Origin of the sequence: Microbacterium sediminis (assembly GCF_004564075.1) — a bacterium.
GTDB lineage: Bacteria > Actinomycetota > Actinomycetes > Actinomycetales > Microbacteriaceae > Microbacterium > Microbacterium sediminis.
Map to the genome: position 1 here is coordinate 39,993 of NZ_CP038257.1, position 12,233 is coordinate 52,225.

A 12,233-nucleotide genomic window follows, 5' to 3' on the forward strand; every position below is an offset into this window, starting at 1 on the left:
CTCTTGGCCGAGGGTGTGGCGAAGCCCCGGGTACCTCCCGGAGCAGAGCATCAAGCGACGTGACCTGGCAGTCGATCGCTTGAAGAAGTAGTCCCGGATCAGAGCGGCGAAACTCGAAAGATCCGAACCCAATGCGTGTAGGCCCTCCGCTTCGGCGGGGGGCCTCTTGCGTTACGGCACGTCGATAGGCAGCTCCCCGTCGCGCGGCAGTTCCGGCAACCACTTCGGGATGCCCTGGTCGGTGAGCTCCAGATTCGCGACCATCAGGTCTACGAACTCTGAGGCAGACATGTCCGCCCTCTTCGCGAGGGTGTTGACCCGGTCGCGAGTGGCCCGCTCGATGCGCCAGTTCGACAGGACGGGGTCGACGATCGTCCCCATCTTGCGGCGAGGCTTCTTCTCGCGCGGCGTCGGTTCGGTCGGAATGGACATGACACACATACAAGCACGTATAAGTCTCAGTCGCCAGAACCTTCCATGGCGCGCCGCGCAGAATCTTGCGGCACCTCATGCTGCTTCGGGGAGTCGGATGGAGATGGTGTCGTCGGCGGGGACGTCGAGGGATCCGGGTTCGCCGGTCTCGTAGTCGCGGTAGCTGATGCTGATGTAGCCCTCGTCGGCGAGATCGAGTTCGGCGAAGTCCACCAGTCCCCAGGTGTCGTTGTCGGCGTCGACGAGTAGCAGCGCGCCCTCGTGTGCGAGGTCGCCGTTGTCGTCGAGGAGCTCCTCGATCACGGCGTCGCGGGCGGGGGAGTACCCGGCGAACATCTCTTCCTCGTCGCTGATCTCGGGCTCTTCTTCCTCCAGCTGGATCCGCTCGAGCACGGCCACTCGCGAGGTTGATGGCTGCGTGTTCTCGGCCGAGGCAGGGCCGTCGACGAAGATGCCGGCGGCCTTGCGGATCAGCTCGGGGGCGCGGCCTGCCGGGACGATCCGGGAGGCCATGTAGTCGTTGTAGTTGAGTGCATCGCCCGTCTCGTCGATGTCGGCGAGATCCTCCGGGTCGACGATCGCCATGAGCTCGTGCAGGCGCACGTTGGGGCGGATGTTGTCGACGAGCTCGTCGTCCCCGGGGAACACCCACGTCTCGGGCCTGTCGGGCTGTGTCTGGTACGGGTCCGGTGTCCAGAACGACTGGATCTCAACCGGGACCCCGTGCTGGTTGTAGGCGATGCCGCGGCCCTTGGCGTTGACGGGGATGGCGACGCCGGTGGAGAAGCTGTCCCACATCATCTTCGCGCCGTCGGGGGAGAGGCGTCCGAAGCTGACGCGGAAGTTGAAGTTGTCGCGCATGTCGCCGGTGAGGAACTCGGCGTCGGGTCGCTGCAGGCCGATGATCAGGTGCATGCGGACCTTGCGGGCCAGCGAGACGAAGTCGCTGATCTCCTCGAGCACAGGCGCCTGCGATCCGGGGCCCTTGGGTTTGACGCTGCGGTACCAGCGGGTGACGGCGTTCTTGAAGGTCTTGAACTCGTCGACGACGAACAGCACCGGGGTGAAGTCCTCGAGGCGCACCTTGCCGGCCTCGTAGTCCTCGAACCGCTTCTGCATGAGCGTGTAGATCTCGTGGGCGACGCGTGCCTGGTGGTCGATGCGTCCGGCGATGAGCTTGACGTTCGGCCACTCACGCAGGCCGAGCAGCTCGATGCGCTTGCCATCGATGCCCCAGATCTCCCACCCGTGGGCGGCGAGGAACTGCACGATGCCGAGCAGGCACACGGTCTTGCCCTTGCCGGTCTTGCCAGTGACCAGGCCGTGCGGGTCGTCCTTGGGCTTCCACGTGATGACGTTGCCGTCCTCGTCCATCGCGAACGGCACACGCAGCTTGTCGTACGTCTTGAGCGGATCGACGTCCTCGGCCGGCGGGGCGATGTTCGGGTTCGGGATGACGTCGGCGAGGCTGGGGCGCACCTCGAACCGCACCACGTCGTTCTGCAGGTCCCAGAACGCCCTCCAGCGGCCATCGAGGACGGAGGAGAGGGAGGACTCGATCCGGGCACGCAGCGCGGAAGAGCTCAGCCGTGGGGTGACCTCATACCGCACAGTGATCTCGACTACCTGGTCGGCGTCGTTCAGCTTCACCGCTGTCTTCGCATCGCCGCCGAAGGTCTTGGCCACGACGGTGTTGACGCGCTCGATCTGCGCCTCCCGGGACCGGTCGGAATCCGACTCGGCGCGGGCGAGCACGATGCGGCCCTGGCGCCCCTTCTGCTTGTGCGTGGACAGGCGGTACGGGGCCCCGAAAGCGCGCTCGGAGAGCCGTCGTGCCTCGGCGATGATCTCGGGCACGGACTCGTCGCCGACTGGGTTGTAATGCAGCACCAGGCGCTGCGGGTACCCGATCACACCGCCCTGCCAGCGCTCGGCGACTACTCGCACGGGCCTGGGGGAGCGGTCGCCGGCGAGCTTGTCGACGCCGCGCGCGATCATCGCCCCGAACCCGCCCCGCCAGCGCTTGGCGAGCACGTGCTGGCGCTCCGGTGCCTGCCAGCCGAGCATGCCGCCCATGCGCAGCAGGAACAGGTCCACGAGCTCCTGCCGCCGCCGGCGCACGACATGCCGGGTGATCGTGCCCGCGATCGCCGCGGCGCCGGCGCTGCTGGCCGCGACGGCGAGACCGAACGAGTCGGTGACGATGCCGAATCCGGCGCCCATGGTCGTGGCGGCCGCGATCGCGCACACCGGCCCGACGGGAGCCTTGATCTTCGGGAGGGTGGCCTCGGCCACCAGGGGACGCGCCATGGTCAGCCCTCGACCTTCCGCGACCGGGCCAGGTGCAGCCGGAAAGCCCAGACGAGCAGCAGGATGAGCACCGCCAGGACCCCGCCGGCGATCAGCACGCGGCCGATGTCCAGTCCCGCCCCGTCCAGCACCGGCACGAGCACCCCGTCGGTGACGAGGATGTGCCAGTCCACGAGGAAGGCACGCACCTGCGGGAACAGGTTCCCGGCGAGCACGGGACCGAAGGTGGCGGCCAGGAAGATGACGACGAAGAACGTGATGATGTCGTCGGGGTCGTTGCTCTTCATCAGGATCTCCTTCTGAGACGGGGTCTCACTCGTAAGGGGCGGGCGCGGGAGGGCAGAGTCGACAAATCCGTCAGCCGGCGTCGACGAACAGGGGCGCTCCGATGGCCTTCATGAACTCGATCGGGTTGACGTAGTCGGCCCACTGCGCATCACCGCCGAGGTCGGCGACGGTCTGCAGCTGGGCGATCTGAGGGTTGGTGTTCCCGGCCACGCTGATGCGCAGATCCAGGTGGCAGCCGCTGGACATCCCCGACTCGGAGCCGGCGTTGCCGACCGCCCCGATGCGCTGACCTGCGACGACGGTGTCGCCGACCTGCACGGTGTGATCGGACTCGTACATGTGCAGGTAGCTGATCGTGTAGCCGTCCGGGTGCTGGATCGACAACCACAGCGAGCTCGAGAACGTGACGGTGCCGTCCTGCACCGCGTACACGGGCTTCCCGCAGGGGGAGCCGGGGTTGAGCAGGTCGATGCCGGCGTGCCAGGTCGACGCGTTCGCGGCCGGCGCGTCACGCGGGCCGAACCCGCTGGTGAGAACGAACCCGGGATCGAGCGGGAGCGCAGCCTTCCCGGTGCCGGCCCCGCCGGCACCCTCCTCGCACTGCACGAGCGGGAGGACCGCCTCGATGATGTCCTCGGAGGCGACATCCCACACCTGGTAGCGCTCCGGGAACGCGGACACCTGCACGGCCTGGGCCGCCTCGCCCAGCGTCATCGTCTCCCACCCGTCGACGTCGAGCAGACCACGCGGAGATCCGCCGTTAGGCCCCTCGGGACCGCCGAAGAACGCCTGGGCGCTGTAGGAGACGTTCATCAGCTCCGCGACGGTGCCCCACCCGGAGGCGGGGCGCTGCTGGAACAGGCCGACCGAGTCGTGATCGGAGCCGACCGCATCGTGGGCGTAGTCGAGCGACTCCGGGACAGAGTCGTTGGCGTACATCAGCAGCCGTGACTCGACCAGCGCCGTCATCAGCGCGATCTTCCAGCCGTTGAACGGGACGCCCTGCTGCTGCGCCACCGAGATGATCTCGGCCGCGTACAGCAGCTGCTGCCGCTCGAGCGTGACCGTCTGCGCCGTGCCCTCATCCCCGGGCGCCGAGCGCACGGTCAGGCCGTCACCGGCGAGCTCCTCGTCGATGGTGCACGAGACCGCATAGTCCCCGCCGCCGCCACCGGACAGCGTGCTGACCACCGCGAACATCGCCCCACCGATACCGACGATCGGCACCGCGGCGATCGCAACGGGCAGCCCGATCTTCACCAGCAGCAGCATGAGCAGCTTCTTCTTGACGGCCCCAGCGGCCGCCTTGCCCGCGTTCTTGGCAAGCTCGCTCATCGCCCGATCCGCACGGCGAGCCGCTGGTGCAGGTCACCGGCCTTCTCCGCGGGCACGCGTGCCTGCTCGAGCGTGGTGCGCAGCTGGGCGGCCGCGGCCGACCGGTTCCGCGCCGAGCTGCGCTGCAGAGCCGTGTAGTCGTACACGATGGTCGACTTCGGGCGTCGCACCTGAGGCTTGCCGTCCCCGGAGGTGTAGATCCGGCGTCGGTTCACTCGCACCTGGTCCAGCGGCCGCGGCGCCTCTTCGACCTGCCGCACCTCGATCTCGTGAGGCGTGGCATCGGGGGTGCGCTCGGCCGGAACTGACGTCAGCTCGTGCGACTCCTCGGATCCGAGCAGCCGGGACAGGCTCGTCCGCGGTGCCTGCGGCGTCGACGGCCGCGGCCCCACCGGCTTGCGAGTGGACGTGCCCGGTGCCGGCGGCGGAGTCAGCGGCGTGGTCGGCTTCGGCTGGTCCGGCCCGGCATCGGGCGCCGTTCCCGGGTTCGGCCCCGGCTTGGGGCCCTGGTGGGTGGGGTAGGGGTACTTCCGGCCGAAGTCGCTCCAGATCGCACCACGACCCTTCGACGCGAGCTGGTGCCCCTTGTGCGCGAGGTTGCCGACCCCATTCACCCCGGCCTTGATGGCACGAGCACCGACCGGGGCCAGCTTCTGCGCCCCGTACAGCGCCGCGCCGACGGTCATCATCGACGCCACCGGGCTCGGAGCGCTGCCGCCGCCTCGTGACGCACCCCAACGGGACATGGCGTTCGCGATCGCGTTGCCGCTCTTGAGCGTGCCTTCGCGTGCCTTCACGAGCAGCGTCACCACGACGGCCACCAGCAGCAGCGAGAACAGGCTCGTGGGCAGGACGCCGACGCCGAGATCGTTCAGACCGACGACCGTGTCGGAGATCACCTTGAGGGCGCCGGCGAGCAGCACCACCACCACGATGATCGCGCCGAGCCCGAACAGGGTGTCCATCACCGATCGCCACAGCGCGTACCGGTTCATCGGGAGGATCGCCAGGTACGCCCAGAACATGCTCTTGCACGCCGACAGCAGCAGGCCGATCACGCTGGTCAGCAGCAGAACCGCCAACGCGATCGGGAGGATGAACATCGCGATCGAGCCGAGCGCGACGAACAGCAGCTGGATCGGGGCGGTGAAGTTCAAGCTCTCCGAATACTGCTTGGCCTCCTCATCGCACCCGCGGATGTCGTCCTTGAGGGTGTTCTCCTCGACCGCGGGCGGAGCGTTCTTCATGCGGTCCGCGAAGATCCCCGCGCACGACTCCGCGTTGTTCGGATCGCCCTCAAGCGGCCCGCCGAACGCGACCGTCTGTGCCGGCAGGCGCAGGAAGATGTCGGCCAGCTGGCCGGTGACCGAGTCGGAGATCGCCGCCGCCGGATCGGTGACGTTCAGCGCATCATCGAAGTTCTCGCTCACCACCAGCGCAGACAGCGACCCGCCGTACTCGCGGGCCTTGTCCATCGCGCCCCCGGCGGTCGTGATCGAGGCGACCGGATTGGCCAGCACCCCGGTCGCCAGCAGGGACACAACGACGGCGACAAACATCTCCTGGGCGCCCTTGCCGACCTTGCCGGCCACGAGCATCACCCCGCCCACGGCCGCGGCCACGGTCAGCGCCATCGGGATCCAGCCGATACGGGTGAGGAACTCCTGCACTCGCTCCGCCATGGTGGTGAACGGCACCACGAGCAGGTTCAGCCACTCGAACTTGAGCAGCCAATCGCACAGCCAGATCATCCACGACACCAGCGCGAGATGAATCGCCCAGAAGAACGCCGTGAGCCCGGAGACCATCGCCTTGATCGGGTCGGTAATCCCGCCCTTGTCGATGGGCAGCTCGGCGTAGTTGGACAGCGGGATGCCGTAGGAGTCCGTCAGATCTCCCGGCACCAGCGGGTTGACGACCGTCACCGCGTGCGCGGCCATCGGCTGCCCCACCAGCACCACCACCAGCAGCGTCAGCGCGAGCGCCTGCGCCCAGCGAGGGTGACGCGCCGCCCACATCCGGATCGCCCAGTACGGACGGACGAACGCGTCGTCGATGGTGCGCGCGTAGAACCCGATCATCACGCGGCCGCCTTCACCGGGGGAGTCGACAGCAGCGCCAGCCGGCGGTGCTGTCGCTCCGGCAGCGACTTCTGGAACAGACCGATCCGGCCCAGCTGGTCGCGCATCAGCATCTCGCCTTCACGGCCTGGCAGGACCTTGTTGTTGGCGCCGACGGGGCTCAGCTCCATCACGGCACGCACGTACTGGTCTTCGACGTCCTCCTCGCGCTTACGGCCGGTGAGCCACTGCACGGACTCGAACGCGAGATCCTCGGAAGGCTGCCGCGAGACGAAGCGGTTCTTGAGCATCGCGCGGGTCGTGGGCGTCCCCAGGGGGCCGACATCCTGGGCACCCAGACCCAGCAGCGCGAAGTGCTTGCGGTCATCGCGGAGGAAGTACATGACCTCTCGCTCGCCCTCAGGGGACTGCGTCACCGAGTAGCACTCGTCGATGTACGCCGCGGCCAGATCGGTTCGGTCCTGGAAGCAGATCTGCCGCGTGATGCTCATGAGCATCGCGTGCAGCGACCGGCCCACGATCTTCTCCGGCGACATCTCGTCGAACAGGTGCTTGTGCTCCAGCTCGCTGCGGTCCGGCACGCTCAGACCCGCGGTTAGGAACGCGATCGCCCGAGAGTCGATGTCCAGGGCCGGCAGCCCGTCATCGAAAAGAACCTGGCCGAAGTCCTTCGTCGACACGGTGCGCAGCAGCCCGTGCAGCTGCTTCATCTCGGGGCCGAGCTCGGCGATGTCGTCGACCAGGCCACGCAGCGAGGTGATGTTGTGCGAGGCGAGATAGGCGGGCTCGAGGACGCTGGAGAGGGCAACACCGCGGTCGTCCTTCATCGAGATGCCCAGCATCGTCGCGCACAGCGACTGCACCATCCGGGCGCCGGTGATCGGGCCGAACACGCGCAGCGGGTCCAGCGAATACTCCGGCTCCATCAGGTCGACGATCGCGGTGGAGTCGGGGTTGAGGCTGCGGGCGAAGGTGGCGTACTCGCGAGCCTCGGTACGGTCGATCGCGATCACCCGGCCGCCGCGGTCGGCGACGATGCCCATGTCGTCCTTCATCAGGACGCTCTTGCCGCCGCCCTTCTCGCCGACCACGCCGAAGCTGGCCGAGCTGTTGCCGCGGATGACGCCGGCGTGGTCGCGCAGCACCGGGGTGCGGCGGCCGCTGGAGATGTTCACACCGAACTTCGCCCCCTTGGCGTCGCCGAGCTCGAACGAGACCAGCGGCACGCCGCTGGCGAACTCGCGACCCGTGGTGACCTGCTGCAGGTCACGCACGATCCGCTCAGGCGGGGTGCCGGGGATGAACGCCCACCACAGGTTCTCCTGCTCGCCGATCTCGGCCTTGAGGGTGAACTCGTGGCTCGAGTATTCGTCGACGACGAGCTTCGCCTTGGTCTGCGCGATCTCGGGCGTCTCACCGCCGACGGCGAAGATCGTCGCGCCGAGGACCTCCACCTCCTTGTCCGAGCGGTTCAGGCTCGCGTGGTACGCGGCCAGATCCGCGGCGAGCTGCTCGAGGTCGGAGGAACCGCCGGTGATCGTCGACGCGGACTCCTGCTGGTCGAACTGGTCGTGCAGCTCACGCTCGGCGCGTTTGTTGCGCAGCCGGACTTCCGCTCCCGAGGTGACCGTCAGTCGCTGCGCCCAGTCGACGTCAATCGGCAGCTGGTCCACGAAGGAGACCCACTCGGCGCCGGGAGACTCCCAACCGCCACGGGGGCCGTCGGCCAGGCCGAGGAGCACCTGGTACGACGGGGCCGCCCAGCCGTCGGTCTCGATCTTGAGGAAGCGGCGGCGGTGCGCCATGAACCGCGCATTCTTCGAGTCGGTCTGACCGCCCTCGTCGAACCACACCGACGGCAGCGCCGCGGGGAGAGTGAGCCGGAACCGCTCCTGGGTGTCGGCGCTGCGCGCCGTGGCGGGGGAGCCGATCGGCTCCGGCAGGGGCGCGACGGAGTCGGCGCTCAGCCCGCGCTTGGCGGAGTGCTGCACGATCCAGGCCTGCTCGGCGGCGGTGGCCGGCGTTGCGTTGAACGCTGCGGGGATCTGCTTCTGGATCGCCTCTGCAGCGGCGAGCATCGACGCGACCCGAGCCGGGGAGGGGCCGCGCCGCGGGCGCCCCAGCGTCGCGTTCAGCTGGTCCCCGGCAGCCTCCGCGCTCAGCCAGAAGCGATCCTTCATGCTGACCGCCGCCAGGGGCACCGACAGCCAGAACGCGCGCGTGCCGAGCGGGACGCTCTCGAGCGAGTCCAGCTGCAGCTCGACCTCCTCGGCCCAATCCGGGCACTCCTGGATGTCGATTCCCTCGAGCATCTTCTCGACGAGCTCCACCGGATCCAGGTCCGCGCACAGCCCCAGCAGCAGCGCCTCGCCCTTGAGCGACTGGTAGAACGCCTGGTGGTGCAGCAGCACCATCTGACGCTCCTCCTTCGACGCGTAGGGGTAGATGATCGGCAGGTTCTTCACCGTGGCCGGCTGCAGGCGCCACGTCGCCCATACGACGCCCTGACGGGTCCACATCAGGTTGCGCGTCATCCAAGTCGCGGGAAGCTGCATCATCGGCTCCTTACTTGCCCTGCGTCTGCAGCAGCAGACGCTCCACACCGGTCAGTGCGACCGGCTGCTTGACCGCGGCCGTGGTCGGCTGCGGGTCGTTCACGACAGGTGCCGGCGCGACCTCGGGAGACGCCGAGGCCGCGGCCGGCACCAGGTAGGGATCGGCGGGATCGAACACCGCACCGCGCGGGGCGAACGCCGCGTGCGGGCTCCTCACCTGCACGGTGTGGCCGTGGATACGTCCGGAGGCCGGCTTGCTGACCGCCGAGTAGAGGCTCACGGCGACGCTGAGGAGATTGCGCCGCTGGATCGGCAGCAGGCCCGCGAGGAACGAAGCGCCCCAGGCGAGCAGGATCACCAGGCCGAACTCGACGATCACGCTGCCGAACGACCACAGCGGCCGGCTCACGAACCCGATGACGGCCACGACCGCCAGCACCGCACCCTGGAACAGGGTGTACGGGCCGCCGGGAATCTTCGTCCCGTCGGTGAACTTGCCGATGAACTTCGGGAACCGCCTCGTGCGCGTGTAGAACCGTGCGACCTCGGCCGGGGCTTCGTCCTTCGCCATGTGTCACCTCCTCCAGCAGGGCTCGCCGAGGACGCTCAGAACAGGGTCAGAGCGGTCGACGCGTGCGCGGTGAGGGCGCTGATGACGATCGGGTCGCCCATCGACGAGACCGAGTTCACGGTGCCGCCGAGCTGGTCACGGAACCAGCCGATGCCCGAGGCGACCGCCCAGCCGGCAAGGCCGGCCGTGAGCAGCGAGGCGACGAGCTTCCCGATGGTGAAGTTCTTCGAGATCTGCCACACGAAGAAGCCGAGGATGACGACACCAGCGACGACGCCGATGGTGATCTGCACCTCGTTCGACAGGTTGCGGATGGAAGCGAGGATGTCCATTTCAGGGTTCCTTTACTGGTCGGTGCCGGCCGTGGTGGTCGGCGTAGGGGTTGCGGAGGTGGAGGGGAGAGGAGCGGTGGAAGGGGCAGGCTCGGTGGACGGCACGGCCGAGTCGCTGGCGACCCGCACCTGCGGGGCGAGGTCGACGGAGGAGACCTCCCAGCGGCCGGCACGCATCGTGAGCGTGAGCGCGTAGCTGGCAGGCAGCACCCGGGAGTCGACGTTCAGCCCGCGCACGGTGGCGAGCACCCGCATCTGGGAGCCCTCACCGGCCGACTCGACCGGCGGGACGTCGGAGCGCATGTCGACCGGATCGATCTGCACGAACTGAGCCGGCGAGACCGCGGTAATCGCCGCATCGGGCGAGATGAACCGGGTCAGGTCGCCGGCACCGGCGAGGTACGCACCGAGGAACTGCATCGTCGTCTCCCCGGCGGGATCCGACGTCGACAGCTGCTCCGTGTACGCCAGCGTCGGCGCCTTGCCCTGCGCCGGTGCCTCGACCGGTGACGGCAGCGTGACGACCTTCATCTGGTCGCCGTCGACGGCGACCGTCACCTGGAAGAACCGGCGCGGCCAGCTCTCGGTGGCGTTGCCGTCCGCGTCGTACGACGTCTCCTGCACGTTGGCCGAGACCACGACCGTCACGAACGGTTCTGCAGCAGGCTCGGCCGACACGACAGCCAGGTCGCGGTAGGTCCACGCCTGCTCGGTCAGCGACGAACTCACCGCCGACAGGTCGATGTAGGACTCCAGCCCGGCAGCGTCGTCCTTGGTCGCCGACAGCCACGCGGAGACGAACTCCAGCGCGAACCCGGCGGCACGCTGCTGGCCCACGGTCAGCCCGTCCTGCTCGACGACCGCGGCCGCGGGCTCCTTCGGGCTGATCCACTCGATGGTCTGGCCCACGAACCCGATCGCGCCGGCGACGATCATCGCCCACACCGCGGCGGTCAGGGTGTTGCGCAGCAGCGCGCGACCCTTGGTCCACGAGCTGCCCGCCGCGATCGGCGCCGGCGAGGCCTCGACGGTCTCCTCAGCGCGCTGCTTCTTCTTGAACAGGCTCACGCTGCATCACCACCCGACAGCGGCTCGGACGAGTTCACCAGGCGGCGGAACTTCTCCGCAGCGGTCTCATAGCGCGGCGACTGCAGGAACTTGAGCGCACGTTCACGGGTCGACGGATTGAACAGCTCGGTGTGCAGATCCAAGGCGATGTCGTGGCCCTCGTCGACGACGTCGAGAACCTGTGCCTGATCGTGAAGCTCGCTGAGCAGCTCAGCGCTGATCGCGTTGTCGTCGCTGTCCTTCTGTGCGCCCATCTCGTCGCTCCCTGGTCCGGGTCGCGCCGCTCGCGACCCCTTCACCTACAAGGGGCCGGCGCTGGAGCCGAGAGTCGACAAATCCGTCAGAAAAATCTGCCGATCTCGCGGATACACCCACACAGCCGCGGAAACACGCGGTTCTCCGGGAGTCCGTGTCACGCACGCACGGAGGGGAAGTACACGTGGCGCTACACGCGCGCTGAGGAACGTCGGGGGCGATCTGGTTCGCCGCACCGCTTGGAGCACCGATGTCCTCGACCACCGCACCCGTCTCGCTGATGACCCGCCTCAACCAGGACTGGGCCGGCACTCACGTCGCCCGCGAGCACACCTTCGGTGAGCTCGGCACGCTCACCTGCGGGGAACTGCTCGAGCAGATCCGCACCACCAGGGGCCCCGCTCAGGACGCACTGCTCTACCCCCTCATCACGCTCGCCCGCCGCGGCGACCGGATCGCAGAGCGCGTCCTCGTCCAGGTGCTCATCCCCGCCGCGCAGCGCATGGCCCACCGCGTCACCAGCCTCGACGACCTCGACCGCGCTGATCGCGTCGGCTACGCGATCGGCGCCGCCTGGGAGTCCATCCGCACCTACAAGCTGCACCTGCACGCCCGGGTGCACGCGAACCTCACCATGAACATGCTCGGGCTGCTCGCGCCCGAGAAGAGCGCCAACCAGCGCCACATCCACGACAACACCGCGCCCGTCTCCGACGAGGTCCTCGAGGTCCAGGCAGGGGAGTGGGAGCAGCCGGAAGCCCCGGCCGAAGTGCAGCTGGCACGACTGTTCACCTGGGCCCTCGACACCCGCGTCCTCGACCGCGACGAGATCGCGCTGCTGTCCCGCGCCGCCCTCGGTGAAGAGACCCACCAGCAGATCGCCGACGACCTCGGCCTCACCGTCGCCGCGATGCGCAAGCGCGTCGACCGCATCCGCGGCCGACTCCGCGACGCCGCCCGCGACCAGCTCTGAGGCCGTTGCGCAGGAAGTCACCTGCAACGGTGA

At 68.6% G+C, this 12,233-nt stretch carries 11 protein-coding genes; 1 reads left to right on the forward strand and 10 read right to left on the reverse strand.

All coding sequences use genetic code 11. The annotated features are described in order from the left end of the window. Positions 1 to 171 precede the first annotated feature (171 nt). The 10 genes from E3O41_RS13525 to E3O41_RS13570 form a co-directional block, all read right to left on the reverse strand. The gene (locus tag E3O41_RS13525) at positions 172 to 432 is read right to left on the reverse strand and encodes a hypothetical protein (protein WP_244927289.1); all 261 of its coding nucleotides are present in this window, start codon (positions 430 to 432) and stop codon (positions 172 to 174) included. Positions 433 to 507: 75 nt separating this feature from the next. Continuing rightward, on the reverse strand, positions 508 to 2,742 hold the full coding sequence (locus E3O41_RS13530) for an FtsK/SpoIIIE domain-containing protein (RefSeq protein ID WP_135012774.1): 2,235 nt from the start codon (positions 2,740 to 2,742) through the stop codon (positions 508 to 510). A gap of 2 nt (positions 2,743 to 2,744) precedes the next feature. Continuing rightward, positions 2,745 to 3,029, reverse strand: coding sequence for a hypothetical protein (locus tag E3O41_RS13535; protein ID WP_135012776.1), 285 nt, complete (start codon positions 3,027 to 3,029; stop codon positions 2,745 to 2,747). 70 nt (positions 3,030 to 3,099) lie between these two features. Next, complete coding sequence (locus E3O41_RS13540; RefSeq protein ID WP_135012777.1) at positions 3,100 to 4,365, reverse strand: M23 family metallopeptidase; 1,266 nt, start codon at positions 4,363 to 4,365, stop codon at positions 3,100 to 3,102. Further along, positions 4,362 to 6,446, reverse strand: coding sequence for a hypothetical protein (locus tag E3O41_RS13545; protein WP_135012779.1), 2,085 nt, complete (start codon positions 6,444 to 6,446; stop codon positions 4,362 to 4,364). Before E3O41_RS13545 ends, E3O41_RS13540 begins: the two co-directional genes overlap by 4 nt. After that, positions 6,446 to 8,980 (reverse strand): ATP-binding protein, encoded by a 2,535-nt coding sequence (locus E3O41_RS13550; RefSeq protein ID WP_162303978.1) that lies wholly within the window; start codon positions 8,978 to 8,980, stop codon positions 6,446 to 6,448. The genes E3O41_RS13545 and E3O41_RS13550 overlap by 1 nt, the downstream gene beginning before the upstream one ends. Positions 8,981 to 9,011: 31 nt before the next feature. After that, a complete protein-coding gene (locus tag E3O41_RS13555) occupies positions 9,012 to 9,572 on the reverse strand; it encodes a hypothetical protein (protein WP_135012782.1) in 561 nt (186 codons plus the stop codon). A 35-nt stretch (positions 9,573 to 9,607) separates the two neighbouring features. Then, positions 9,608 to 9,904, reverse strand: coding sequence for a hypothetical protein (locus tag E3O41_RS13560; RefSeq protein ID WP_135012783.1), 297 nt, complete (start codon positions 9,902 to 9,904; stop codon positions 9,608 to 9,610). A 12-nt stretch (positions 9,905 to 9,916) separates the two neighbouring features. Beyond that, positions 9,917 to 10,972 (reverse strand): conjugal transfer protein, encoded by a 1,056-nt coding sequence (locus tag E3O41_RS13565; protein WP_135012784.1) that lies wholly within the window; start codon positions 10,970 to 10,972, stop codon positions 9,917 to 9,919. Beyond that, positions 10,969 to 11,226 (reverse strand): hypothetical protein, encoded by a 258-nt coding sequence (locus E3O41_RS13570; protein WP_135012785.1) that lies wholly within the window; start codon positions 11,224 to 11,226, stop codon positions 10,969 to 10,971. The genes E3O41_RS13565 and E3O41_RS13570 overlap by 4 nt, the downstream gene beginning before the upstream one ends. A gap of 251 nt (positions 11,227 to 11,477) precedes the next feature. Between E3O41_RS13570 and E3O41_RS13575 the strand changes: the two genes are divergently transcribed. After that, the gene (locus tag E3O41_RS13575; RefSeq protein ID WP_135012787.1) at positions 11,478 to 12,200 is read left to right on the forward strand and encodes an RNA polymerase sigma factor; all 723 of its coding nucleotides are present in this window, start codon (positions 11,478 to 11,480) and stop codon (positions 12,198 to 12,200) included. Positions 12,201 to 12,233 lie beyond the last annotated feature (33 nt).

Excerpts from the sequence above, each read along its gene's own strand:
- E3O41_RS13560 (WP_135012783.1), bottom strand. The coding sequence starts at position 9,904 with ATGGACATCCTCGCTTCCATCCGCAACCTGTCGAACGAGGTGCAGATC.
- E3O41_RS13525 (WP_244927289.1), bottom strand. The coding sequence starts at position 432 with ATGTCCATTCCGACCGAACCGACGCCGCGCGAGAAGAAGCCTCGCCGC.
- E3O41_RS13575 (WP_135012787.1), top strand. The coding sequence starts at position 11,478 with ATGTCCTCGACCACCGCACCCGTCTCGCTGATGACCCGCCTCAACCAG.
- E3O41_RS13555 (WP_135012782.1), bottom strand. The coding sequence starts at position 9,572 with ATGGCGAAGGACGAAGCCCCGGCCGAGGTCGCACGGTTCTACACGCGC.
- E3O41_RS13535 (WP_135012776.1), bottom strand. The coding sequence starts at position 3,029 with ATGAAGAGCAACGACCCCGACGACATCATCACGTTCTTCGTCGTCATC.
- E3O41_RS13570 (WP_135012785.1), bottom strand. The coding sequence starts at position 11,226 with ATGGGCGCACAGAAGGACAGCGACGACAACGCGATCAGCGCTGAGCTG.
- E3O41_RS13545 (WP_135012779.1), bottom strand. The coding sequence starts at position 6,446 with ATGATCGGGTTCTACGCGCGCACCATCGACGACGCGTTCGTCCGTCCG.
- E3O41_RS13540 (WP_135012777.1), bottom strand. The coding sequence starts at position 4,365 with ATGAGCGAGCTTGCCAAGAACGCGGGCAAGGCGGCCGCTGGGGCCGTC.
- E3O41_RS13530 (WP_135012774.1), bottom strand. The coding sequence starts at position 2,742 with ATGGCGCGTCCCCTGGTGGCCGAGGCCACCCTCCCGAAGATCAAGGCT.
- E3O41_RS13550 (WP_162303978.1), bottom strand. The coding sequence starts at position 8,980 with ATGACGCGCAACCTGATGTGGACCCGTCAGGGCGTCGTATGGGCGACG.